A 25,302-nucleotide genomic window follows, 5' to 3' on the forward strand; every position below is an offset into this window, starting at 1 on the left:
AAGGCGCTGGAAAACGCACTTCTGGAGCGGGAAGAGCATTGGCCCCGGTTCGGATAAGGGATTTCCACGGTGTCAGTTGCATATGCATATTCAGGCTCTGCAATATCGGCGATAGACGACAAGGGTCGTCTTTCGGTCCCCGCATTTCTGCGCAAAAATCTGGTGGAAAGCAGCGACGGCCGGACCCTCTGCCTCGGCACCCACGAGAAATGGGATTGCCTGGTCGGCTTCGGCCTCAGCCGGAAGGCCGACATGCTCGCCGAAATCGACAAGCAGTGGGAAGCGGCGATCGCGCGCGGCGAAAGCTTTGACAAGGACGCGGCCGGTGCCCGGAAATTCTCTTCGTTGCAGGACCTGAGCTTTGACGCCAGCGGCCGCTTCATCTTGCCACCGCAGTTGCGCGATATCGGCAATCTTGAGGGTAATGTCCTGTTCCACGGCATTGGCACGACTTTCTGTCTGTGGAACCCGCAGGCCCTGCTCGACACCACCGACGATGTGCCGGTCGATCGCCGTCTGGTCGAATATCATCTGAAGGAAGCCGGCGAGAAAAGCGGAGGGAAGCAGAAATGACCCCCGCTACCGCTGCTCGCCATGTCCCTGTCCTGATCGATGAAGTGATCGACGCGCTCGCCATCACCCCGGGTGAAACGCATGTCGACGGTACTTTCGGTGCGGGCGGCTACAGCACCGCGATGCTGGAAGCTGGCGCGCATGTGCATGCCTTTGACCAGGACCCCGACGCGATAGCCAGTGGACAGAAAATGGTCGAGGATGCCAAGGGCAAGCTGACTCTTCACCACGCCCGCTATTCAGAAATGGCCGAAATACTGGTCGGTGACGAGATAGACGGTGTCACGCTGGATATCGGCGTTTCCTCGATGCAGCTCGACCAGGCCGAGCGCGGCTTTTCCTTTCAGAAGGACGGCCCGCTCGACATGCGCATGACCCGCGATGGCGAGAGTGCGGCCGATTTCCTCAACGAAGCCGATGAGGAAATGATTGCCGACGTTATTTACCGTTATGGCGAGGAACGCCGGTCGCGGCGGATCGCCAAGGCGATTGTTGAAGCGCGGCCGCTGACCCGCACGTCCGAACTGGCACAGGTCGTCCGCAAGGCTCTGGGCTATCGCGCCGGGGACAAGAAGGACCCGGCGACCCGGACCTTTCAGGCGATCCGCATCCACATCAATCGCGAACTGGGCGAGCTCGAAGACGGTCTGGCCGCAGCGGAAAAATTGCTGCAGCCCGGTGGCCGTCTGGCGGTTGTGACATTTCACAGCCTGGAAGATCGCATCGTCAAGAATTTCCTGCGGGATCGCAGCGGACAGAAGTCCGCCGGTTCCCGCCATCTACCTCAAGTTAACGAGACACGGCCGGCACCCACCTTTCATAAACCAGCCAAAGCGGTGCGTCCGGCCGGGGCGGAGCAGGCTCTTAATCCCCGGGCCCGCTCCGCCACCCTGAGATCAGCGGTGCGAACAGATGCGCCCGCCGGCGATGGTGGCGGACTGTGAAGCTGGCGATCAAGCGCCTCGAAGGCATGGGATGGCTCGCCCTGGTTTTTCTGGTGGCGATTCTGCTTTATCCGCTCTCGCTCAGCGTCGCGACCCTGCGCAGCGATCTCGCGCGCACCGATCAAAAGATCGTCGAGATCAAGAAGGACATTCGCTATCTGGAAACGGAATTCAGCGCGCGCGCCAATCTGCGCCAGCTGGAGGACTGGAACAAGCTTGAGTTCGGCTATGCCTCGCCGCAGGCCTCGCAATATCTTGATGGCGAGAGAGCGCTGGCCAATCTCGGCGGCAAGGATCTGCGCAAGCCGGTGCAGGTTGCCGTGATCAGTTCCATGGAAGGCGTCCGTCCGGCCGGCATAATCGGCTCGGTCTTCGGCACCGCCCGGGCGCAGGACCGGAATGCCGACGGCAGCGCGATCGGCAGCCAGGCAAATCTCGCGCGGAATGTTTCGGATGCCGCCCAGGGCAAGGCTGCAGGCGGCGCGCAGGCCCGCACCACCCGCGTGGCGCATATCGAGGAAAAACTGCTCGATGACGGACTGGTGCGCGATCTCGGACGCAAGGCCATTGCCGAGAAAATCGAAAGCATGGCCGAATGACTACACTTCTGGCCAACAGCAAGAAGGTGCAGTTTTCGGGAAAGGCCAAGGAAATAACCGCGAATGCGCATTTCCGGCTGATGGTCCTGTTGCTGGTATTCCTCGCGGCCTTCACGATCATCATCGGGCGGCTGATCAGCCTCACGATCCTGGAAGACGCTATTCCCAATCGCGCATCGAGCAGTGCGTTCGTACCGCCGCGCGGCGATATTGTCGACCGCAACGGCGTGCCGCTGGCCCGGACAATTCTGGGCTATGCCGTGCGCGTTGTTCCGGCACGGGTGCTGGGCGACAAGGAGGTCCTGGCACGGCAGCTGGCAACAATTTTCCCTGACACCAGCGCCGCCTATTTTCTCGACAAGCTGAACGGTCCCCATCCGACCTATCTTCGCCGCCGGGCGCTGCCCGAAGAGGTCAAGCAGATCCATGCGCTCGGTGAAATCGGTATCGAATTTCCCCGCGAGGACGAACGGCTCTATCCGCAGCGGGAGCTGGCGGCGCATGTGCTGGGTTATGTCGACGCCGACGGCAAGGGCGTGATGGGCATGGAGCGAGCGCTCAACGACCGTCTTCTCGACGAGAAACTGCGCGGCACACCATCGACCCTGTCGATTGACAGCCGGGCCCAGGCGGCGCTTGAAAGCGAGCTTCAGGACGCCATGATCATGACCGAGGCGCGCGGCGCTGCAGGCATCATTCTCGACGTGCAGACCGGTGAAGTCATGGCGCTGGCTTCGCTGCCACTGTTCGATCCGAACAAGATCCGCCGGGCGTCGATGAAGCATCAGAACAATGAAGTAACCCAGAGCGTTTTCGAACTCGGGTCGACTTTCAAGCCGTTGACCATCGCCGCCGCGCTGGACGCGGGCACGGTGACCGATCTGGCGGTGCGCTATAATGCCATGGAGCCGGTCAAGGTCGGCGGCTTCACCATCAAGGACGACCATAGCCAGGGGCGCTATCTGAACGTGCCGGAAACGCTGGTGCACAGTTCCAATATCGTCACTGCACGGATCGCCGATAATCTGGGGCAGGAGGCGATGGAAAATATGTTCCGCCGGCTCGGTTTCGACGAACGGCCGCATATCGAGCTGTTCGAGAGAGGCCACCCGCTGTGGCCGCGCAACTGGGGCCGGGTCACCAATATGACCGTCGCTTATGGCCACGGCATTGCCGTCACTCCGCTGCATCTCGCCAGCGCCTATGCGGCGATGGTCAACGGCGGCATCTGGCGTCCGGCGACTTTGCTGAAAGTGGAGCCGGGCGAGGAAGCGAAGGGCCGCCGTGTGTTCAAGGCCGCGACCAGCGCCCGTATGCGGCAATTGCTGCGGATGATTGTCTCCGACGGCACCGGTCGCAAGGCCGATGCGCCGGGTTACCGGATTGGTGGAAAGACCGGATCGGCGGAGAAGCCTTCCGAAGGCGGCTATAACAAGACCTCGCTGGTCTCGACATTTGCCGCTGCTTTTCCGATGGACAACCCGCGCTACGTCGTCATCGCCATGCTCGACGAACCGAAGGGCACCGCCGAGACCTCTTTCCAGCGCACCGCCGGCTGGACGGCGGCACCGATCGTCCAGAAAGTCGTGTCGCGGGTCGGACCGATGCTCGGCGTGATCCCCGACGAGCATCGCGATGTCGACGTATCCGAATTGACGCCGCTCCTCTGGAAGCCCAAAACCACAGCCAAAGAGCCAAATGATGCGATTGAATAATCTGGTACCCGGAGTGGAAGGCGAGGCTGGCGAGCAGGCGGTCACAGGCTTTGCCATCGATCATCGCAAGATTGCGCCCGGCAATATATTCGGTGCGTTCAGGGGCGCCAGGTTCAACGGCGAGGAATTTATCGACGCTGCGATTGCCGCCGGCGCCATCGCCGTGGTCGCGCTTCCCGAGGCCATGGTTGAGGGCGCGGTTCACGTCGCTGACGAAGAGCCGCGGCGATTGTTCGCCCGGCTGGCGGCGCGTTATTACACGCCGACGCCTGCCCATGTGGCGGCGGTAACCGGGACCAACGGCAAAACATCGACTGCGGAACTGACGCGGCAATTGTGGCGCATGGACGGTTTCAACAGCGCCTCGATCGGGACGCTCGGCGTCACCACCGCCGATGACCAGGTCAAGACCGGACTGACCACTCCGGACATTGTCACCTTTCTTTCCAACATGTCCGGTCTGGCGCGCGAAGGGGTCAGTCATGCGATTTTTGAAGCGTCGAGCCACGGCCTGTCGCAATATCGCACCGAGGGATTGCCGGTCAATGTCGCCGCCTTCACCAATCTGAGCCGCGACCATCTCGACTATCACGGCGATATGGACAGCTATTTCGAGGCCAAGATGCGGCTGTTCGACGAAGTCGTGGAAAGCGATGGAACTGCGGTTATCTGGGCCGATGACGAACCTTGGTCGGGCAAGGCGATCGAGCGCGCGAAGGATCGCGGGCTTGAATTGTTCACCGTTGGAGAAAAGGGCGAAACGCTGAGGCTGGTCTCGCAGACGCCAACCCATCTGGGTCAGGTGCTGATGGTCAAGGCGCAGGGCAACACCCACCGAATCTCGCTGCCGCTGATCGGCGCCTATCAGGCGGCCAATATTCTGTGCGCCGCGGCCATTGTGCTGGCCACCGGCGGCAAGCTTGAAAATATCTTCGATCATATGCAGCGGGTCCAGCCGGTACGCGGCCGGATGGAGCGCGCGGTCATCACCCGGGCCGGTGCACCGGTCTATGTCGATTATGCCCATACCCCCGATGCTCTGCGAGCTGCGATCGAGGCGCTACGGCCGCATGTGACCGGCAAGCTGATTACGATCTTCGGCGCTGGCGGCGACCGCGACAAGGGCAAGCGTCCGGAAATGGGCCAGATAGCCGTTGACAATTCCGATCATGTCATCGTTACCGACGACAATCCGCGCAGCGAAGATCCCGCCACCATCCGTGCCGAAATCATGGCCGGAGCATCCGGTGCCGAGCAAGTGGCCGACCGGCGCGCGGCTATTGCCAGGGCGATCGAACTGGCCGGCCCGCAGGACATCATCCTGCTCGCCGGAAAAGGCCATGAACAGGGCCAGATTGTCGGCGACCGTATCATTCCCTTCGACGATGTCGAAGTGGCGAGAGAATGCGCCGGAGCGCAGCCTTTATGACTGCATTATGGACATCAGCGGCGATAGCGGACGCTACAGCCGGCAAGGCGAGCGCGGATTTCTCCGTAAATGGCGTCGCCTTTGACTCGCGTGAAATCGGCCCCGGTGACCTGTTTGTCGCGCTCAAGGGCGAGCATAGCGACGGTCATCTTCACGTCGAGCAGGCCTTTGCCTCCGGCGCTGCTGGCGCAATTGTCAGCCAGCCGGTGGACGGGCCCCATGTTTTGGTATCCGACACCGTTAAAGCGCTCGATGCACTGGCCATTGCGTCGCGAGCCCGTACCTCCGCAAAATCATCGGGGTGACCGGATCGGTCGGCAAGACCGGCACCAAGGAAGCACTATTTGCCGCGCTTGACCGCTGTTCTTTCGGCAAGGCGCACCGATCGGTCAAAAGCTACAATAATCATGTCGGCGTCCCGCTCAGCCTGTCGCGGATGCCGGAAGATACCAAATATGGCATTTTCGAAATGGGTATGAACCACGCCCACGAACTGTCTGCGCTCACCCGTCTGGTACGGCCGCATGCCGCAATCATTACCGCCATCGCGCCGGCCCATATCGGCAATTTTTCCAATGGCGAGCTAGGCATCGTCGACGCCAAGGCCGAGATATTCGAGGGCCTGATGCCCGGCGGCACTGCGATCATCCCGCATGACAGCCCGCATTGTGCGCGGCTGCGGAAAAAGGCGGAACGTCACGCGGAACATGTGATTTCCTTCGGCTTTGAGGCCGGCGCCGACGTCCGCGCGATCGATATGGTGCCCGCCCCCCGTGGCGGCTCGCTGGTCACGGCGAAACTGGGCGAGCAAAGTCTCTGCTTCACCATCGCCGAAGCGGGGCGGCACTGGGTATCCAATTCACTGGCCATTCTCGCAGCGGTGCGCGCGGTCGGCGGCGATCTCGCCACCGCCGGTCTGGCGCTCGCCGAAATGAGCGGCATCGACGGTCGTGGCCGGCGGCATCTCGTCTCGCTCAAGTCCGGTGGCACAGCGACAGTTATCGACGAGAGCTACAATGCCAATCCGGCATCGATGAAAGCGACCTTACAACATTTTACCGGCGAGCCCTGCATCGGCCAGAAAATCCTCATATTGGGCGCGATGGGCGAGTTGGGCGAGCAATCGGCCCGCTATCACACGGCTCTGGCTGACGATATTCTGCTGACCGGAGCCAAAGCCATCATATTGGTCGGCGAGGATATGGCACATACTGCCGCGAAACTCGAACAGGGCCTTGATCGGGACGTGAAAATGTCACATGCGGCAAGTGCTTCGGACGCGCTGGCCGAGGTCGCAAAATTGCTCAGCGACGGGGATATCCTTCTGGTCAAGGGTTCAAATTATCTGGGACTTTCCTCCGCGGTTTCCGCGCTGGTGAGCGGGGAGTATTGATGTTTTATTTGCTGGCCCAATGGCTTGAGTTCGAAGGTATTTTCAACGTCTTCCGCTATCTGAGCTTTCGCTCGGGTGCGGCCATATCGACATCGCTGTTCATCGGCCTCCTGATCGGACCAAAGTTCATCAACATGCTGCGCATGCGGCAGGGCAAGGGCCAGCCGATCCGCGAAGACGGGCCGATCACCCATCTCAAGAAGGCGGGAACGCCAACCATGGGCGGCCTGATGATCCTGATTTCGGTGGTGACCTCGCTGCTGCTGTGGATGGACCTCAGCAACATGTTCGTCTGGGCCTGTATTTTCGTGACCTTGGGTTTTGGCGCTATCGGCTTCATGGACGATTATGACAAGGTCCGCAAAGCCAGCCACAAGGGCGTTCCGGGCCGGGTCCGGCTGCTGCTGGAATTCGCGGTCGCCGGTTTTGCGACCTGGCTGATTGTCCAGCAGATCGGCACCAGCCTCTATGTACCCTTTTTCAACGATGTGCAGATCGACCTAGGCTATTTCTACATACCCTTTGCGATGTTCGTTATCGTCGGCGCCGGCAATGCGGTCAATCTGACCGACGGTCTTGACGGTCTTGCCACCATGCCGGTGGTGATTGCCAGTGCCACTTTCCTGGTGCTCGTCTATCTGTCCGGCAACGCGGTTTTCTCCGAATATCTTGGCATTCCCTTTGTCCGGGGAGCGGGCGAACTGGCGATTTTCTGCGCCTGCGTGATTGGTGCCTGCCTTGCGTTTCTGTGGTTCAATGCGCCACCGGCCGCTGTTTTCATGGGCGATACCGGCAGCCTCGCGCTTGGCGGGGCGCTCGGTGCGATTGCCGTTTCCATCCACCATGAAATCGTCCTGGCGCTGGTCGGCGGACTGTTCGTGCTCGAGGCCGTGTCGGTGATCGTCCAGGTCTTCTTCTTCAAGCGCACCGGCCGCCGGGTGTTCCGCATGGCGCCAATCCATCACCATTTCGAACAGCTTGGCTGGTCCGAATCCACCATCGTGATCCGCTTCTGGATCATCAGCCTGGTGCTCGCGCTTGCCGGATTGGCGACGTTGAAACTCAGATGATAATCTCTCCCGTCTTTGCCGGAAAGCGCTATGCCATCCTCGGACTGGCCCGGTCCGGCATGGCGGTGCTGGAAAGCCTGCACGCGAGCGGCGCCGAACTGCTCGCCTGGGACAATCGTGAAGAATTGCGCGAGAGCGTTGCCGACAAGGCGCTGATCGCCGATCCGCTGGAAAGCGACCTGACCGGCTATGATGCGATCGTCGTGTCGCCGGGCGTCCCGCTCAACAGCCATCCGATCGCGCAAAAGGCAAAAGCTGACGGTGTTCCGATTATCGGCGATATCGAATTGTTCGCCCAGGCCCGGTCAGCGCTGCCCGCCCATCGCGTCGTCGGCATCACCGGCACCAACGGCAAGTCGACAACCACCGCTCTGGTCCACCATATATTGCACTATGCCGGCCTGCCGTCGGTAATGGGCGGCAATATCGGGGCTCCGATCCTGTCGCAGGATCCGCTGCCCGAAGGCGGTGTCTATGTATTGGAGCTGTCGAGCTACCAGATCGACCTGACCAACAGTCTCGACTGCGATGTCGCGCTGCTGCTCAACATCAGTCCGGACCATCTGGACCGTTATGACGGATTTGATGCTTATGCCGCTGCCAAAGCGCGGCTGTTCGACATGCTGGGATCCGATCACGCCGCGATCTTTGCCAGCGATGACGAAAAGACGCAGTTGGCCTTGCACGGTCTGCGCGATCTTGGCCGGGTGAAGAATATCTTCGACACCAGCGGCATCGAACTGGCCGGACAGCCGGACTGGCCTTCCCTGCAAGGTCCGCACAATCTCCAGAACGCGATTGCAGCGATCGCCACGGTCGAGGCTCTCGGCATTGGCGAAGAGCAATGGCGTCCGGCGCTCGCCGCCTTCAACGGACTGCCGCACCGGATGGAACGCATTGCCGAAGCCAATGGTGTGCTGTTCGTCAACGACAGCAAGGCAACCAATCCCGCTTCAACTGGCCCGGCGCTGGGTGCTTATCCGAAAATCCACTGGATTCTCGGCGGTCTGCCGAAAAGCGACAGGCTGACCGAATGCGAGCCTTTCTACGGAAATGTCGTCAGGGCCTATACGATAGGCGAAGCCGGCCCCCTGTTTGAAAAATTGCTGACCGGACATATGCCGGTTGAATCCTGTGAAATGATCCTCACCGCCGTGCAACGCGCCGCTGCCAATGCACAGCCTGGTGAAGTGGTGCTGCTGTCGCCAGCCTGTGCCTCGTTCGACCAGTTCCGGGATTTTGAAGCGCGCGGCAATTGTTTCCGCAGCGCCGTCAATTCGGTGATCGAGAAAAATCTGATCGGATCCGCGAGCGGGGAGATAAGGAAATGAGCGCATCGGAACCAGCGACAGGACCTGTTCAACCGCTTCCCGAAATTTCCGGGGCACTCAAGAAGAAGCGCTTCCAGCTGCAATCGCGGTTCGGGCGCAGCGATCGTTCGCCGCTCGCGATCTGGTTCTGGGAACTCGACCGGGTGCTGCTCGGCCTGATCCTCACCCTGATCGCCATTGGCCTGATCGCGGTTGCCGCTGCCTCTCCGGTTACCGCGCTGAAGCAGAGCACTGCAGCGGTCACGATTGAGCCGCTCTATTATTTCTACCGGCAGCTCGGCTGGGTGGTGGTCGGTGTTCCGGTGATGCTGGTGGTCTCAATGCTGCCGAAGGAGCAGGCGCGGCGCTTTGCCATTCTCGCGGCGCTCGCTGCCTTGATCTTGCTGTTTCTGGTTCCGGTGTTCGGGAAATCGGTCAACGGTGCCCAGCGCTGGATCGGCTACGGTTTCGCAACCATCCAGCCCGGCGAATTTCTCAAGCCGCTTTATGCGGTTTCGCTGGCCTGGCTGCTGTCTCTGCGGATCAAGGATCCGGCCCTGCCGGTGATTTCGCTGTCCGTGATCCTGACGGCAATCATCGCCATCCTGATGATGATGCAGCCCAATCTGGGCGAGACCATCCTGATCTGCGGCATCTGGTTCGCGGTGATGACCGTGTCCGGCCTGTCTGCCCGCCTGATCGCCGGCATTGGTGTCGCCGGTGTCGGCGGGCTGGTCGGGGCTTATTTTCTCTATCCTGTCGCAACCCAGCGGATCAACGCCTGGCTGTTCGGCGGCGGAGAATTTGACCAGGTGATGTTTGCCCACAAGGCATTGACTGGCGGCGGTCTGCTCGGCACCGGACCGGGGCTTGGGTCGGCAAAATTCAAGCTGCCGGAAGCGCATACCGACTATATTTTCTCCGTGATCGGCGAGGAATTCGGTCTGCTCGCCTGCATGGCGATCGCGCTTGTCTATCTCGCGATCATCGTGCGGGTGTTCCTGCGGTTGCTGGACGAAGAGGATAATTTCATCATTCTCGCGGTAACCGGCCTGACCGCCCAGTTTGGCGGACAGGCGCTGGTGAACATGGCGGTAAACCTGCAGCTGTTCCCGTCGAAGGGCATGACTCTGCCGTTCATCAGCTATGGCGGATCATCGATAATAGCGCTGTGCATCGGGATCGGACTTTTGCTCGCATTTACCCGACGAAACCCGTATCTTGACCGTTCACAATATGTCTCGGCCTGGCCCGAGCAAGGACGGATAGCGGTATGAGTTTTTCGAAACATTATGTTCTGGCGGCCGGCGGTACCGGCGGTCACATGATCCCGGCCTATGCGCTGGCCAAGGAGCTGGTTCTGCGCGGTCACCGGGTCGCGATGATAACCGATGAACGCGGCGCGAAAATACCCGGCATGATCGAAGAGGCGCAGGTGCATGTGCTGCCCGCCGGCCGGATTACCAAGGACCCGCGCAGCTGGGTTGGTGGAACGCGCGCTATCCTGAAAGGGCGCCGGATGGCGATGCAGCTATATGATACATTCCAGCCGTCGGCGGTTGTCGGCTTCGGCGGCTATCCGGCCTATCCCGCGCTGCTCGCTGCGAACAGCAAGGACATACCGACGATCGTGCACGAACAGAATGCGGTTCTCGGCCGGGTCAATCGGCTCGCGTCACGTTCGGTCAATGCCATAGCCACGGCCTATCCCGACGTCCTGCGGATCAAGCCGAAATATCAGGAAAAGGTCCATCTCGTCGGGAATCCGGTGCGCGAGGAAGTGGTGGCACTGCGCGACGAACTCTATCCGATCCTGTCCGACGACGGCATTTTCCGGGTATTGGTAACTGGCGGCAGCCAGGGTGCCTCCATTCTTTCCGATGTCGTCCCCGATGCCATGGCCATGCTGCCAGTGCATCTGCGTCGCCGGCTGCAGATTACCCAGCAATGCCGCGAAGATGATATCGAGCGAGTCCGGGCGAAATATGCCGAGCATGATATTCCCGCGGAACTCGCGACCTATCTGCCAGATCTGCCCGACCGGATGGGCTGGGCGCATCTGGTTATCGCGCGGGCAGGAGCTTCGACCATTGCCGAACTGACCACTGCCGGCCGGCCGGCGATCCTGATACCGCTGCCTGGCGCGATGGATGATCACCAGACCTATAATGTGAAGGAAATGGTGGCTGCCGGCGGTGCCCGCGTGATCCGGCAACCGGCCATCACCACGCGGAATTTTGACGCCGGTAGTGACGACAAGACCAACAAATTGCGGCTGCAGCAGTCGGCCGCACTCGACAAGATGCGCGGCGCGATGGTCAAGCAGATCCAGAAGATCGCTTTGAGTTCCGGCGCGCTCGAAAATGCGGCACGATGTGCCAAGGCCTGCGGTCGGCCTGAAGCGGTCAATGATCTGGCAGACCTTGTTGAAAGCATAGGCACTTCCCCGTTGGGAAAAACGATGAAAACGGAAAAGAAGCGCCGCAGCGGCTGACCGCTCGCAAGGAAGCGCTGGCAAAGGATAGTGCGCAGTGAAGGGTGTTGGCACCGATATCGGAACAATCCATTTTGTCGGAATCGGCGGCATCGGCATGTCCGGCATTGCCGAAGTCATGCATAATCTGGGCTATCGGGTGCAGGGCAGTGATATTGCCGAAAGCTATGTCGTTGAAGGTCTGCGCGCCAAAGGCATCGACGTGAAGATTGGCCACAGCGCAGACAATGTCGGGGGGGTGGCCGTCGTGGTCACTTCCACGGCGGTGAAACGCGGCAATCCCGAAGTCGAAGCGGCGCTGGCCAGCCGGATACCGTTGGTGCGCCGGGCGGAAATGCTCGCCGAACTGATGCGGCTGAAATCGACCATTGCGATAGCCGGGACCCATGGCAAGACGACCACCACCTCGATGGTTGCCGCCATGCTCGACGCCGGCGGTATCGACCCGACCGTCATCAATGGCGGGATCATCAACCAATATGGTTCGAACGCGAGGCTCGGCGCCGGCGAGTGGATGGTGATCGAAGCTGACGAAAGCGACGGCAGCTTCCTGCGGCTCGACGGCACGATTGCGGTGGTCACCAATATCGATGCAGAGCATCTCGACCATTATGGCAGCTTCGACAAGATCAAGGACAGTTTCCTCGAATTTGTCGAAAATGTGCCCTTTTACGGCGCAGCGATCCTGTGCATCGACCATCCCGAGGTCCAGGCCCTGTTGCCGCGCATCCGCGACCGGCGGATCATCACTTATGGTTTCTCCGCCCAGGCTGACGTCAAGGGGATCAATGTCACGCCGGTTCCGGGCGGCAACCGTTTCGATGTCGATGTCCGCGACCGGGATGGCGAGACCAGAAGAATTACGGGTATCGAATTGCCGATGCCGGGCCGGCACAATGTCCAGAACGCGATTGCCGCGGTGGCGGTCGGACTGGAAATGGGCATCAGCGACGAACAGATCGCCAAGGGCTTCGACCATTTTGGCGGCGTCAAGCGGCGCTTCACCAAGGTCGGCGAAGTCGACGGCGTGACGATCATCGACGATTACGGCCATCATCCGGTCGAGATACAGGCCGTGCTGTCGGCAGCCCGCGAAGGCGCGCAAGGCCGCGTCATCGCCGTCGTCCAGCCGCATCGCTTCACCCGCCTGCGCGACCATATGGAAGAATTCCAGGGCGCCTTCAACGACGCCGATATGGTGTTCGTGACCCCGGTCTATGTCGCCGGAGAGGACCCGATCGAAGGCGTTGACAGCGAGGCACTGGTCACCGGTCTGAAAACACGCGGCCATCGTCTCGCAGAGACCGTTGCGGACCAGAAGGCTCTCGCCGAGCGACTGGCGCAGGAAGCGCAGCCTGAAGACATGATCATCTGCCTCGGGGCAGGTGACATCACCAAATGGGCTGCTGCGCTTGCAGATAATATTGCCGAGGCCCGCAAATGAGCGCGATTGCCACCTTCCCCGAGACACGCGGCAAGCTGACCGAAAACGCGCCACTGGCCCCGCTCGTCTGGTTCAAGAGCGGCGGCTCTGCGCAATGGCTGTTCGAACCGAAAGATATTGACGATCTGCAGCAATTTCTGCGAAATCTCGATCCGGCGATAGCGGTCTGGCCGCTTGGCCTGGGGTCCAACCTGATTATTCGCGACGGGGGCATCCAGGGCGTGGTGATCCGGCTGGGCAAGGCCTTTGCGGGTATTGAAGCGGACGGCATGACCTTGCGCTGCGGCGCGGGCGCACCCGGAATTTCTGCGGCGAGCAAGGCGCGCGACCATGGTATTGCGGGCCTAGAATTTCTGCGTGGCATTCCCGGCACGATCGGCGGCGCCGTCCGCATGAACGCCGGCGCTTATGGCCGCGAAGTCTGCGACATATTGCAGAGCGCCGACGTGATCCTGCGCAACGGCGATCTAGTGACGATCCCGCTGGCCGACATGGGCTATACCTATCGCCATTCGGCGCTACCCGACGGCGCGATTGTGGTCAGCGCGACCATGGTCGGTGAACCCGGCGATCCGGCGATTATCGGCGCCGAAATGAAACGGATCGCCGACGAGCGCGAAGCCTCCCAGCCGCTGCGTTCCAAGACCGGCGGCTCCACCTTCAAAAATCCCGAAGGCAAAAAGGCTTGGCAGCTGGTCGATGAAGCCGGTTGCCGTGGTCTGCAAATCGGGCAGGCACAAGTGTCTGAAAAACACTGCAATTTCCTGCTGAACCTCGGCGGCGCGACATCCGCCGACATCGAAGCGCTCGGTGACGAAGTGCGCAAGCGGGTCAAGGCCCATTCGGGCATCGAACTGCATTGGGAAATCCAGCGGGTGGGGATGAAGCATGACTGCTAATAATGAAAAAAGTCTCCACGTCGCTGTGCTTATGGGCGGCTGGTCTGCTGAACGCGAAGTATCGCTGAGCAGCGGCAATGGTGTGGCCGATGCGCTGGAGAAAAACGGCCATCAGGTGAGCCGTGTCGACATGGATCGCAATGTCGCGCAGGTGCTGGCCGCTCTTCGGCCTGATGTGGTGTTCAATGCGCTGCACGGCGTGCCGGGTGAAGATGGCAGCGTCCAGGGCATGCTCGACCTGATGCAGATACCCTATACGCATAGCGGGCTCGCGACTTCGGTGATCGCGATCGACAAGGAATTGACCAAGCAGCAGCTGGTTCCCGCCGGTATCCCGATGCCCAAGGGCCGGATTGTTTCCAGTGCCAGCCTGTATGAAGCCGATCCCTTGCCGCGACCCTATGTCCTGAAACCGGTCAACGAAGGCTCGTCGGTCGGCGTCGCAATCGTGACCGATGACAGCAATTACGGCAATCCGATTGGCCGCGACGTTGACGGGCCGTGGCAGGAATTTGACGAACTGCTCGCCGAGCCTTTCATCAAGGGCCGCGAACTGACCACCGCCGTTCTGGGCGACAAGGCGCTTTGCGTGACAGAACTGAGAACCGCGCAGGGATTCTATGACTATGCTGCCAAATATACCGAGGGCCTGACCCAGCATGTCTGTCCCGCCGAAATCCCCGCCGATATCGAGAAATTATGTCTCGACTATGCCTTGCGCGCCCATCAAGTTCTCGGCTGCAAGGGCACGTCGCGCACCGATTTCCGCTGGGATGACGAACAGGGTGCGGCCGGTCTGTTCGTACTGGAAACCAATACCCAGCCTGGCATGACCCCGCTCAGTCTGGTCCCCGAACAGGCAAAGCAGATGGGGATCAGCTATGAAGAGCTGGTCGAGATAATCGTGAGAGAAGCGCTATGACAGCTACCCGCAAACGCACCAATCGCCAGGCCAGGGGCAAGCCCCGCAAACAGGCGAAACGCAAAGTCCGGCAGGTTTCGGTTTTCGACAAGATTTTGCGCGCCATGCCGGTGACCGAGGAGCAGGTGCAAAAGGGCCTGACCTGGGGCCTGGTGGCGGTGTTCCTCCTGGGCGCCTATAGCGTTGCCCATTATTCCGGCATCAATGAACGGATCAAGACCGAGGTCGCGGAAGCGGTCGGCAATGCCGGCTTCGAAGTGAAGCGGGTCGAGGTGACCGGCGTCAACCGCATTGACGAGCTGAAAGTCTATGAAATCACGCTGGCGCAGAAAGACCGTTCGATGCTGCTGGTTGATATTGACGAGGTGCGCGAGGATCTGCTGTCGAACGGCTGGATCAAGGACGCGCGGATTTCGCGGCGGCTGCCCGACACGCTGATCGTCGATATTGTCGAACGCGAGCCCGTTGCCGTCTGGCAGAACCAGGGCAAGCTCTCGCTGATCGACAAGACCGGCTATCCGCTGGAAGAAATCGTCAAGGAAGAAATCCCTGACCTGCCGGTGATTGTCGGCAAGAAGGCCAATCTGAAATTCTCCCAGCTGGATACGTTGCTCGATGTGGCGCCGGCGCTGCGCCCGATGGTGACCGGCGCGACCTGGATTGGCAATCGGCGCTGGGATCTGGAATTTGACAGCGGCGAGACGCTGGCCCTGCCCGAAGGGGAGGAAACAGCGTCAGCGGCCTTGCTGAATTTCGCGCGGATGGACGGGATCAACCGGCTGCTCGGACGCGGGGTCGTCCATTTCGACCTGCGCGACGCCGAGCGCGCTTATTTGCGGATGCCGCCGAAAGAAGAAGCGGCCGAACCGGACAGTTGATGGTCCGGATCGCGCAATGCATGATGATGAACGAGGTGAAGGAATAGGCTCATGGCAGCACGGGTAGAAAAATCTTCACATCGCTGGATATCGGTTCGTCGAAAATTTCGGCGATGATAGCCGGGCGGATGGACAATGGTGAACTGACCGTATTGGGCACCGGTCATCACGCCAGCAAAGGCGTGAAACGCGGTTATATCGCCGATACCGAGACCACCGAGACCGACGTCCGGGCGGCGGTGGAGCAGGCCGAGCGTATTGCCGGCACCAATATCGACGATGTCTGGGTCAGCTTTTCCGCAGGCGGCTTGCAGAGCATGCTGACCTCGGTCGAGACCGAACTGGGCGGTCACCGGATCGAACAGGAAGATATCGATCTGCTGCTCGACGCCGGTCGCAACAGCATCGATCCCAAGGGCAAGATGGTGCTGCACGCCCAGCCGGCGCTCTATACGCTTGACGGTCTGACCGGCGTGAAGAAACCCAAGGGGCTGCACGCCGATCGTCTCGGCGTGGATATCCATGTCATCCTCGCCGAAGCCTCGCCGGTCCGCAATATCGAGATGAGCGTGCGCGGCGCCCATCTCAACGTCCGGTCGATCGTCGCATCGCCTATCGCCGTCGGCAATGCCTGTCTGTCGCGGGAAGAGCGCGAGCTTGGCGTGGCGCTGGTCGAAATGGGCGCGGAAGTAACCAATGTCTCGCTGTTCGCCGGTGGCATGCTGGTCGGCTTGAAGACACTGCCATACGGCGCCGCCGATATCACCGACGATATTGCCTCCTCCTTTGGCTTGCGGCGCGCGCAGGCCGAGCGGATCAAATGTTTCTATGGGTCCGCCACCACCAGTCCGCGCGACAATCATGACGTGATCAATCAGGGGCTCGACGACAATCCCGAAGTCAGCGAAGAAGACAGCCGGATCACGCGGGCGCAGCTGATTGCGGTTATCCGTCAGCGGCTTGACCATCTGATCGGTGAAATCAGCCGTTCGCTCAAGGAACTGGGCTTTACCGGTCCGGTTGGCCGGCAGGTTGTGCTGACTGGCGGGGGCGCGGAACTCAAGGGGATTGCCGATTATGCGCAGTCGGCGCTCGGCCGTACGGTGCGCATTGGCCGACCGACAGGGCTGAGCGCGCTTCCCGAAGCGCATAGCGGTCCGGCCTTTGCCGGTCTTGCGGGGCTAGCGCTCTATGCATCGCAGGAGCCCGTCGATCTGCGCTTCATGTCGAGAAGCCACCAGAATGTTCACAAATATGGCGGATCGGCAGTAATCGGACGGCTGATGTCGGCGATCCGCGGAAATTTTTAGTAAAATGCCGAAAATAAATTAACTTTTCGGGTGATTCCTGCGGGAAATTTGTGCAAAGCGTTAAACAAATATTACAGCACGATAAAATGTCTCGGGAGACAGTGAGATGAGTATCAATATTGGCCCACCGGAAGTCGAGGAACTGAAACCGAAAATCGCGGTTATCGGTGTCGGCGGTGCCGGGGGCAACGCGATTGCCAACATGATTGCCGCACAGGTCGAGGGCGTGGATTTCATCGTCACCAACACCGATGCGCAATCGCTGAACAGTTCTACCGCCGAACGGCGTATCCAGCTTGGTCCCGATATCACGCAGGGTCTGGGTGCCGGGTCGCGTCCCGAAGTCGGTCGTGCCGCTGCCGAAGAAACGATCGATCTGGTCGAACAGGCGCTGGACGGTACGCATATGTGCTTTATCGCTGCTGGCATGGGCGGCGGTACCGGTACCGGTGCTGCTCCGGTCATTGCCAAGGCAGCCCGCGACCGCGGCATATTGACCGTTGGCGTGGTGACCAAGCCATTCACTTTCGAAGGCACGCGCCGGATGAAAGCGGCCGAAGCGGGCATCGAAGAGCTGCAGAAAAATGTCGATACATTGATCGTCATTCCGAACCAGAATCTGTTCCTCGTGGCCAATCCGAACACCACTTTCAAGGAAGCCTTTCTGCTGGCTGATGAAGTGCTGCAGCAGGGCGTCCGCGGCATTACCGACCTGATGGTCATGCCGGGCCTGATCAACCTCGACTTTGCCGATGTGCGCAGCGTGATGCACGAAATGGGGCAGGCGATGATGGGCACCGGCGAAGCGGAAGGCGACGGACGTGCGCTGGAAGCCGCGGAGAAAGCCATTGCCAACCCCTTGCTCGACGGTGTGTCGATGCAGGGCGCCAAGGGCGTTATCGTCTCGATCACCGGTGGCGAGGATATGCGTCTGATGGAAGTCGACGAGGCCGCCAACCATATTCGCGAACTGGTCGATCCGGATGCCAATATCATCTGGGGCAGCGCGTTTAACCCGAATCTCGACGGGCGTATCCGCGTATCGGTAGTCGCCACCGGTATCGATAATGACGGCAGCCGGCCCGCATCCGCGCTTCGGCATCATTTGCCATGGGCAGCCCGGTTGCAAAACCGGAAGAGACGCCTGCGCCAACCAGCTTCGCTTCGTCCATTGCCAGCGACGAAAGCGTCGAAGAAGCCGCGCAGGAAGCTGAAATCGCCTCTGCGCCGGTTCCCGACGAAGAGCCGGAAGTCGAAGCGCCAGCCGAGCCGGAAAGCTCGCCTGCACCTGTTGCCACCTATGGCGACGACGATGATCTGAGCGTCACGCCGTCCTTTGCGTCGCTGACTCCCGGGATTGCCTCGACAAGCTCGGCGCCCGAAGAGGATGAGCTGATTCTGGGTGACGATGCCATTCAGCCGGCCGAGGAAGACACCGCTCCGGCCGCCAGCCAGGCACCGCCGGCACCGCGCGTGGCCACCGGTGGCGGGACATTGTTCGAACGGATGTCCAATCTGACCCGTGGCGGGTCAAAGGGCGATGACGCCGAAGATGGCGAGGAAGACAAATCCCGCGATCCTCTCGACATCCCGCGCTTCCTGAATCGCCAGAATAATCAGTGATTGCAGGTTCCGGCCGGACTGTCTGACCGACTGATGGGGCAGCGCGAGGGAGTTTGTCTTTCGCGTGCCACCATTGGCCTTGCCGGAATGCGGGAACGATTGATTTCATGTGCAATCGTTCCTTTATAGATCTTGTGACTCACAAATTGAAAATTCTACTGGCCGTTGCGGCGGCCGTTGCAACTGTTGCCGTGCCGCAGTTGCCCGCTATCGCCCAATCCAGCGCCCAGTCCAACAGCGACGACTTGCAGGACGCATTGCGCCGGATTGCGATCAATTCCAATGATTCCTCGGCGCTTGCGGACGCCGGACTCGCAGCTCTGGAACTGGGCGACATGCGCGCTGCGATCGGGTTTCTGGCCAAGGCGGACCAGATTTATTCGACCAGCGGGCGAGTGAAAGCCGGTCTTGGCCGGGCGCTGCTGGCAGAGGAAAATCCGTTTGGCGCGATCCGCTATTTCGACCAGGCCGTGGCCAATGGCATAGCGGTAAGCGAAATCGCGGCGGATCGCGGTCTCGCCTATGACCTGATCGGGCGGAACCGGGACGCGCAGAAAGATTATGAACTGGCGATGCGCAATGGCGCCGACAATCAGCTGATCGCGCGCTATGCAGTGTCCCTGGGCATCAGCGGCGACGTCGAGCGGGCCGATGCCCAGCTCAATCCCCTGTTGCAGAAAAGCGACCGCGATGCCTGGCGTAATCGTGCTTTCATCTACGCGATGAATGGCAAGAAAAAGGATGCGGAAAATATCGTCGAACAGACGATGGAGCGGAGAATGGCAAAGGCCATCAAGCCGTTTCTCGACCGTATGCCCAAACTGACCGCGGCGCAGAAGGCGGCTGCGGTCCATTTCGGCCATTTTCCCGCCAGCGAGAATATCGGCGTTGATGTCGCTGCGGTGCAGCTGGCGTCCAGTCAGGCGGCCGAAAATGGCAGCGGCGTGGATGCGGGCCTGATCCCCGTCGGCGAAGCTCTGGGCACGGATAGCAAGCGTCCCCGCGTACTGGCCATGCCTGACAAATCGCCCCGTCGTCGGCCCGGTACTACGGAGCGCAAGCCCTCCGAGCGCGAGTTGCGGCGTGCCGCGAAGAAAAAGGAGGCCGAATCGTCGGCCCGGATGGCAGCGACAACGCCATTGCCCGCCAGCACAGCCAGCTCACCTACTCTGACGCGCAGCCAGCCGGATCCCGCGCCGCTGCTGGCAACATCTCAGGTGAAAGAGCCGGATGCGGTCGCCGCCGCCACAATGCCGCCCGAGCGCAACGGCACTTCGCCCGGCTTTGCCACGACGCTGGGCGTCAGTCAGCAGCCGGTGCTGGTGTCGCAGACCGTTGAACGCAAGGTTGAAATTGCCGGGCGTCAGCCGGAATCCGCTGCGGTCGTCGCGCAGCCGGTCCAAAGCCCTGCTGCCGAGCCGGATAGAACCGGCGGGCCGGTGAACCTGATCAGTTTCGACCTTGCGAAACAGTCCGCCACCCCGACCGGGATGGCAGCGGCCGAACCGGCGTCCCGGCCGCTCGCCGATATAATCAGCGGCATCCGCATTCCCGAGCGCGAGATCAGAAGCGAAGTGTGCCGGTCGATCTGGATGAAATCGAGCCAGCCAAGCCGCAGCCGAAAGTCGTGGCCAAAGCGGTAGAAAAGACCCCGGCAAAACCGAAAGAGCCGGAACATCCGAAACGCTACTGGGTGCAGATCGCCACGGGCTCCAATCTTGACGCCCTGAAATTCGACTTTCGCCGTATGACGAAGAAACAGCCTGATGTGTTCAAGGGGCAAAAGGCATGGACGTCACCATGGGGTCGCACCCGCCGGCTGGTGGTCGGACCCTTTGCCGATTTCAAGGCGGCCAAGGCCTTTGAAGCGGATTACCGCAGGGAGGGCGGCGATGGCTTTGCCTGGGCCAGCGCCGACGGTGTCGAGGTTAACGAGCTCGGCAAATGACCCTGTTGAAAAGCTACGCCAGCGACCCCGCGCACAGCCGGGGCCGGCTGCACGACGAGAAACGCGAAGTGACACGCGGTCCGCGCGACGATTTCCAGCGCGACCGCGACCGGATCATCCACAGCATTTCCTTCCGCCGGTTGCGCCACAAGACTCAGGTCTTTGTCGCGCCCGATGGCGATCATTATCGGGTCCGGCTGACCCACAGCCTGGAAGTGGCCCAAATCGGCCGCACAATGGCGCGGGCGCTCGGTCTCAACGAAGATCTCACCGAAGCGCTCTGCCTTGCCCATGATATCGGCCATCCGCCCTTCGGCCATGCCGGGGAAGATGCGCTGGAAGAAGCCTTGGCAGATTTCGGCGGTTTCGACCATAATGCCCAGACCATCCGCACGTTGACCAAGCTGGAAACGCCTTATCCACGCTGGAACGGGCTCAACCTGACATGGGAAATGCTGGAGGGGCTGGCCAAGCACAACGGGCCGGTGGCCGAACCGACCTGGGCGCTGGCCGAGGCCAATGCGGCGATGGATCTCGACCTCGACAGCTGGCCGTCGCTGGAAGCGCAAATCGCCGCGATTGCCGACGATATCGCCTATGACAATCATGATATTGACGACGGGATGCGGGCCGGACTGCTGACACTCGACCAGTTGCTCGAATTGCCGTTCATTGCAGAGCGCTGGGAGGCGCTTCGCAACCGCTTTGCCGATGTGTCGCAGGAACGGCTGTTGCCGGAACTGATCCGCGACCAGATCGGGCTGATGGCCAATGATGTGTTGGAGACGACGCAGGCCCGGATTGCCGAGCTGGGCATCGAAACACCAGAAGATGTTCGGCAAGCGGGCCGTATGATCGGCGGTTTCTCCGATGCGATGGCGGATAAGGAACGCACGCTAAAGCGTTTCATGTACGAAAATCTCTATCACCACCCCAAGCAGATGGCGGCAGCGGAAGAAGGCAAGATGATGGTTGGCGATCTGGTGAAAGCCTATCGCGAGCAGCCGGAGCTGATGCCGGACGACTGGGCCTCGGCGCTGCCCGAAGCGGAACCCGGCCGGATCCGCCATATTGCTGACTTTCTCGCCGGGATGACCGACCGCTATGCCCGCAACCGGCACCACGAGATATTCGGCGATCTGAACAGTCGGTCGTAATATCGTCACCCCGGCGAAGGCTGGGGACCAACCCAATCGGGTGAGTCTCGCAAAAATGGGTTTGGATAGCAGCCTTCGCTGCTATGACGGCTTGCCAACAGACAATATGCGGAGACCCAGTCCATGGCCGAAAAATACTGATCGTCGGCGCCACTGGCCTGATCGGCGGGCTGCTGACCCGCAAGCTGGTCGAACAGGGCAGGGACAAGACACTCCACCTGCTGCTGCGCAGGCCCTATCGCGAGGATGTCGGCAAGGCGAAAATCCATGTCCAGCTGCAGGAAAACTGGCCTGCTACGATCGCGAAGATCAAGCCCGATATCGTGATATCCTGTTTGGGATCGACGATGAAAAAGGCCGGGTCGAAGAAAGAATTTGCCGCGGTCGACCGCGATCTGGTCGGCGCTGTGGCAGCAGCGGCCAAGGCAGCGGGGGCGCGTCAGTTCATTGCCATATCCTCGACCATGGCGGACAGCAGCGCGTCCAGCTTCTATCTCAAGACCAAGGGCGAGGCAGAAGACCTGATGCGCGCGCAGAATTTCGACCGCCTTGACATCATCCGCTCCGGCCTGCTGCGCGGTGAACGGACTAGTGACAATCGCATCGGCGAAAGCCTGGCCATTGCCGCCAGTCCGCTGATGGATCTGTTGCTGCACGGAAAGCTCCGCCGTTTCCGCTCGATCCTTGCCAGCGATGTTGCCGATGCGGTTGCGGTGCTGATGCGTGATAGCGCAGCCGGCATTTACATTCACGGGAATGATGAAATCTGGGGGCTGGTATAAGCGAAATTTCCGTACTAGAATTCTCGTGCAGTCTTCATGATGGCAAGTGAAGCGACAGTGTGGCGTTGCCAGAACAGAAAAACAGGGTCGCTATCCTGCTTATCCGTTCGAAAGGAACCGCTATGACCATCCGCCCACCGAGACAGCTGGCTCACATTGTCTATCGAACCCGCCGCCTTGCGGAAATGCTTGACTGGTATGCCACCGTTTTCGATGCCAAGGTCCAATATCAGAATCCAGCCCTTGCTTTTCTCACATTCGACGATGAACATCATCGCTTCGCCTTTGCCGATCTGACGGTGATCCGCCCAGAAGAAGAGGATCGGGGCAACCGCGGGCTGGTCGGGGTGGACCATGTGGCTTGGGAATATGATTCGCTAAGCGATCTTCTGGAAAATTACGCTCAGCTCAAAAGTGTCGGTATCAAGCCTTACTGGGCGGTAAATCACGGGATGAGCGCGTCGCTTTATTATACCGATCCCGACGGCAATCAGATGGAATTGAGTGTCGACTGTTTTCCGTCAAAGGCCGAGGCGACGGCCTATTTTCACGGCGAGCAGATCGGCAATAACCCGGTGGGTGTGGAATATGACCCGGAAGATTGGTTGGCAAAATTGCGCGACGGTGCTGCCGAGAGTGAGATTCTGCGCATGGATCCGGACGGCGCAGTATCTCCTATCAGAGGAGCGATGACGGCCTGAGCTATTGTTTGCAGGCCGACTTGGCTTTGTTGCCGCACCGCACAATAGAATCATTGACTCCACCCATCCGCTGATCCACTCTCCAATCTGCTTTTTGATCACTGTCGCGAGGTGGAGGTCATGAGGCATTGCGGGAGAGCGTTTTCTGTCCCACCAGACAAAAAGCCGCCGAAGGAGCAACCGCCCCGGAAACTCTCAGGCCCCTGGACCGCAATCGTCTCACAAGCACTCTGGAAAGAGAGCGGATGGTTATAACGGCCGGCGCTCCACCGAAGGGGTAAATGGCGCTGGATTTTATCCGGCATGAACGCTCGCCGTTCTTCCTGAGCTTGTCGAGGATGACTGGAAAGCGTGCTTCGACAAGCTCAGCACGAGCGGAAGTGTCAAGCCATGAAACTCTCAGGTTCCGTGACAGAGGGGGCAGTTTTGCAGGGCTTTGCTGCGGGCTGTCTTCTTGATGCGGAAAAATGATGAGTGAAAATAGCGAAAATCTGAAACAACTGCCGCTCGGCGACTGGCATCGCGGCCTCGGTGCGCGGATGGTGCCGTTCGCGGGCTATGAAATGCCGGTGCAATATGAAGGCGTGATGGCCGAACATATCTGGACCCGGACCGAAGCGGGCCTGTTCGACGTGTCGCACATGGGCCAGCTACAGCTGACGGGCGAGGGCGCTGCCGATGCGCTGGAGAAAATCACGCCGGGCAATCTGTCGGCGCTCGCACCGGGCAAGATCCGCTACACATTGCTGCTCGCCCGGGATGGCGGGATATTGGACGATCTGATGGTCACCAACACCGGTCACAATCTCTATCTGGTGGTCAATGGCGCGACCAAGCATGATGATATCGCCTATTTGCGCGAACAATTGCCCGACAGCCTGACGCTGAACCATCTCGAAGATGCTGCCTTATTGGCGCTGCAGGGGCCCAAGGCGGCGGAAGCGCTGGCCAAGCTTGGTATCGATCCGTTCGAGCCGGACTGGCCACTGCCGACCGATCTCCATTTCATGGAAGCGGGCCCGTTTCTGTGGCAGGGTATCCCGCTGGGCATCAGCCGTTCGGGCTATACCGGTGAGGACGGCTTTGAAATCAGCGTGCCGACCGAACATGCGGTGACGCTGGCGGCCGCGCTGACCGAGCTGGAGGAAGTCCGTCCGATCGGATTGGGTGCACGCGACAGCCTCCGGCTTGAAGCCGGCCTGCCGCTTTACGGCCACGACATGAATGCCGGCATATTGCCGGTCGAGGCCAATCTGAATTTTGCCTTGTCCAAGGCGCGCCGCGAGGAAGGCAACTTTGCCGGCGCGGACCGCGTGCTGGCGCAATATCCGGACAAGGCGGCGAAGAAACGCATCGGCCTGTTCGTCGATGGCCGGCAACCCGTTCGCGAAGGCGCGACGGTTGTCAATGCCGCCGGCGAGACCATCGGCACGGTGACCAGCGGCGGCTTTTCGCCCACGCTCCAGCGCCCGATCGCCATGGCCTATGTCCCGACGGACATGTCCGCAACCGGCACCGCCATCACCGTCGAGCAGCGCGGCAAGAAAATTGCCTGCACCGTCGCCGACATGCCCTTTGTGCCGCATAACTATCACCGCAAACCCAAGCCATAGATTGACAGGAAGAGGAAACGAGAATGAGCCGATATTTTACCGATGAACATGAGTGGGTCGAGGTCGAAGGCGACACGGCGACCGTCGGTATTACCGACTATGCGCAGGAACAGCTGGGCGACATCGTGTTTGTCGAAGTGCCGGAAGTCGGCACGGAACTGGAGCAGGGCGATGATGCCGCCGTGGTCGAATCGGTCAAGGCGGCGTCCGACGTCTATGCGGCGGTCTCCGGCGAGGTGATCGAAGTGAACGACGCGCTGGAAGACGAGCAGGATTGGTCAACAGCTCGGCCGAGGAAGACGGCTGGTTTTCCGGCTGACCCTCTCGGACAAGAGCGAACTCGACGATCTGATGGACGAAAAAGCCTATAAGGCCTTCGTCGACGGTTTGTAACCAATTCCCCCTCCTCTTCAGAGGAGGGGGTTGAGGGGTGGTGGCGATGCGTGAGCATCGCTCGCGTCAGCGACCGGCTGCACGACAACCACCCCAACCCCTCCT

The 25,302-nt window shown here is 60.5% G+C and carries 20 protein-coding genes, 3 pseudogenes and 1 riboswitch; all 23 genes and pseudogenes read left to right on the forward strand.

Going from position 1 to position 25,302, the window contains the following annotated elements; translation table 11 throughout:
- The first annotated feature begins 69 nt into the window (after positions 1-69).
- The 23 genes and pseudogenes from C8024_RS02450 (at position 70) to gcvH (ending at position 25,197) form a co-directional block, all read left to right on the forward strand.
- The gene (locus tag C8024_RS02450; protein WP_173202812.1) at positions 70-573 is read left to right on the forward strand and encodes a division/cell wall cluster transcriptional repressor MraZ; all 504 of its coding nucleotides are present in this window, start codon (positions 70-72) and stop codon (positions 571-573) included.
- The gene (gene rsmH / locus C8024_RS02455; protein WP_173202813.1) at positions 570-1,517 is read left to right on the forward strand and encodes a 16S rRNA (cytosine(1402)-N(4))-methyltransferase RsmH; all 948 of its coding nucleotides are present in this window, start codon (positions 570-572) and stop codon (positions 1,515-1,517) included. Before C8024_RS02450 ends, rsmH begins: the two co-directional genes overlap by 4 nt.
- Positions 1,514-2,116: a hypothetical protein gene (locus C8024_RS02460; RefSeq protein ID WP_173202814.1), complete on the forward strand. Its 603-nt coding sequence runs from the start codon at positions 1,514-1,516 to the stop codon at positions 2,114-2,116. The genes rsmH and C8024_RS02460 overlap by 4 nt, the downstream gene beginning before the upstream one ends.
- On the forward strand, positions 2,113-3,831 hold the full coding sequence (locus tag C8024_RS02465) for a penicillin-binding protein 2 (RefSeq protein WP_173202815.1): 1,719 nt from the start codon (positions 2,113-2,115) through the stop codon (positions 3,829-3,831). The genes C8024_RS02460 and C8024_RS02465 overlap by 4 nt, the downstream gene beginning before the upstream one ends.
- Positions 3,818-5,260, forward strand: coding sequence for a UDP-N-acetylmuramoyl-L-alanyl-D-glutamate--2,6-diaminopimelate ligase (locus tag C8024_RS02470; protein ID WP_173202833.1), 1,443 nt, complete (start codon positions 3,818-3,820; stop codon positions 5,258-5,260). Before C8024_RS02465 ends, C8024_RS02470 begins: the two co-directional genes overlap by 14 nt.
- Positions 5,257-6,653, forward strand: a pseudogene (gene murF / locus C8024_RS02475) (UDP-N-acetylmuramoyl-tripeptide--D-alanyl-D-alanine ligase). The gene C8024_RS02470 and the pseudogene murF overlap by 4 nt, the downstream one beginning before the upstream one ends.
- A complete protein-coding gene (gene mraY, locus C8024_RS02480; protein ID WP_100094217.1) occupies positions 6,653-7,723 on the forward strand; it encodes a phospho-N-acetylmuramoyl-pentapeptide-transferase in 1,071 nt (356 codons plus the stop codon). Before murF ends, mraY begins: the two are co-directional and overlap by 1 nt.
- On the forward strand, positions 7,720-9,054 hold the full coding sequence (gene murD / locus C8024_RS02485; RefSeq protein WP_173202816.1) for a UDP-N-acetylmuramoyl-L-alanine--D-glutamate ligase: 1,335 nt from the start codon (positions 7,720-7,722) through the stop codon (positions 9,052-9,054). Before mraY ends, murD begins: the two co-directional genes overlap by 4 nt.
- Positions 9,051-10,310 carry an FtsW/RodA/SpoVE family cell cycle protein gene (locus C8024_RS02490; RefSeq protein ID WP_173202817.1) on the forward strand — a complete coding sequence of 420 codons (1,260 nt, stop codon included), beginning with the start codon at positions 9,051-9,053 and terminating at the stop codon, positions 10,308-10,310. Before murD ends, C8024_RS02490 begins: the two co-directional genes overlap by 4 nt.
- Positions 10,307-11,527 carry an undecaprenyldiphospho-muramoylpentapeptide beta-N-acetylglucosaminyltransferase gene (gene murG / locus C8024_RS02495; RefSeq protein ID WP_173202818.1) on the forward strand — a complete coding sequence of 407 codons (1,221 nt, stop codon included), beginning with the start codon at positions 10,307-10,309 and terminating at the stop codon, positions 11,525-11,527. Before C8024_RS02490 ends, murG begins: the two co-directional genes overlap by 4 nt.
- A gap of 37 nt (positions 11,528-11,564) precedes the next feature.
- Positions 11,565-12,971, forward strand: a complete 1,407-nt coding sequence (gene murC / locus C8024_RS02500) for a UDP-N-acetylmuramate--L-alanine ligase (RefSeq protein ID WP_173202819.1) — start codon at positions 11,565-11,567, stop codon at positions 12,969-12,971.
- Positions 12,968-13,870 carry a UDP-N-acetylmuramate dehydrogenase gene (gene murB, locus C8024_RS02505; RefSeq protein ID WP_173202820.1) on the forward strand — a complete coding sequence of 301 codons (903 nt, stop codon included), beginning with the start codon at positions 12,968-12,970 and terminating at the stop codon, positions 13,868-13,870. Before murC ends, murB begins: the two co-directional genes overlap by 4 nt.
- Positions 13,860-14,792 (forward strand): D-alanine--D-alanine ligase, encoded by a 933-nt coding sequence (locus C8024_RS02510; protein WP_173202821.1) that lies wholly within the window; start codon positions 13,860-13,862, stop codon positions 14,790-14,792. Before murB ends, C8024_RS02510 begins: the two co-directional genes overlap by 11 nt.
- Positions 14,789-15,670 (forward strand): cell division protein FtsQ/DivIB, encoded by an 882-nt coding sequence (locus tag C8024_RS02515; RefSeq protein ID WP_173202822.1) that lies wholly within the window; start codon positions 14,789-14,791, stop codon positions 15,668-15,670. The genes C8024_RS02510 and C8024_RS02515 overlap by 4 nt, the downstream gene beginning before the upstream one ends.
- A 71-nt stretch (positions 15,671-15,741) precedes the next feature.
- Positions 15,742-16,980: a cell division protein FtsA gene (gene ftsA, locus C8024_RS02520; protein ID WP_173202834.1), complete on the forward strand. Its 1,239-nt coding sequence runs from the start codon at positions 15,742-15,744 to the stop codon at positions 16,978-16,980.
- 106 nt (positions 16,981-17,086) lie between these two features.
- A pseudogene (gene ftsZ, locus C8024_RS02525) lies at positions 17,087-18,603 on the forward strand (cell division protein FtsZ).
- A 146-nt stretch (positions 18,604-18,749) separates the two neighbouring features.
- The gene (locus C8024_RS02535; RefSeq protein ID WP_173202825.1) at positions 18,750-20,246 is read left to right on the forward strand and encodes a hypothetical protein; all 1,497 of its coding nucleotides are present in this window, start codon (positions 18,750-18,752) and stop codon (positions 20,244-20,246) included.
- A complete protein-coding gene (locus tag C8024_RS22465; RefSeq protein WP_173202826.1) occupies positions 20,231-20,551 on the forward strand; it encodes an SPOR domain-containing protein in 321 nt (106 codons plus the stop codon). Before C8024_RS02535 ends, C8024_RS22465 begins: the two co-directional genes overlap by 16 nt.
- A complete protein-coding gene (locus C8024_RS02545) occupies positions 20,548-21,708 on the forward strand; it encodes a deoxyguanosinetriphosphate triphosphohydrolase (protein WP_173202827.1) in 1,161 nt (386 codons plus the stop codon). Before C8024_RS22465 ends, C8024_RS02545 begins: the two co-directional genes overlap by 4 nt.
- An 83-nt stretch (positions 21,709-21,791) precedes the next feature.
- Complete coding sequence (locus tag C8024_RS02550; protein ID WP_173202828.1) at positions 21,792-22,490, forward strand: NAD(P)H-binding protein; 699 nt, start codon at positions 21,792-21,794, stop codon at positions 22,488-22,490.
- A gap of 65 nt (positions 22,491-22,555) precedes the next feature.
- Positions 22,556-23,191: a VOC family protein gene (locus C8024_RS02555; protein ID WP_254305481.1), complete on the forward strand. Its 636-nt coding sequence runs from the start codon at positions 22,556-22,558 to the stop codon at positions 23,189-23,191.
- A gap of 121 nt (positions 23,192-23,312) precedes the next feature.
- A riboswitch (glycine riboswitch) is annotated at positions 23,313-23,412 on the forward strand.
- Between the two features lie 249 nt (positions 23,413-23,661).
- Positions 23,662-24,804, forward strand: coding sequence for a glycine cleavage system aminomethyltransferase GcvT (gene gcvT / locus C8024_RS02560; RefSeq protein ID WP_173202829.1), 1,143 nt, complete (start codon positions 23,662-23,664; stop codon positions 24,802-24,804).
- 23 nt (positions 24,805-24,827) lie between these two features.
- Positions 24,828-25,197, forward strand: a pseudogene (gene gcvH, locus C8024_RS02565) (glycine cleavage system protein GcvH).
- The last annotated feature ends 105 nt before the right edge of the window (positions 25,198-25,302 follow it).

It is taken from the genome of Sphingopyxis sp. BSNA05 (genome assembly GCF_013265645.1).
Classification (GTDB): domain Bacteria; phylum Pseudomonadota; class Alphaproteobacteria; order Sphingomonadales; family Sphingomonadaceae; genus Parasphingorhabdus.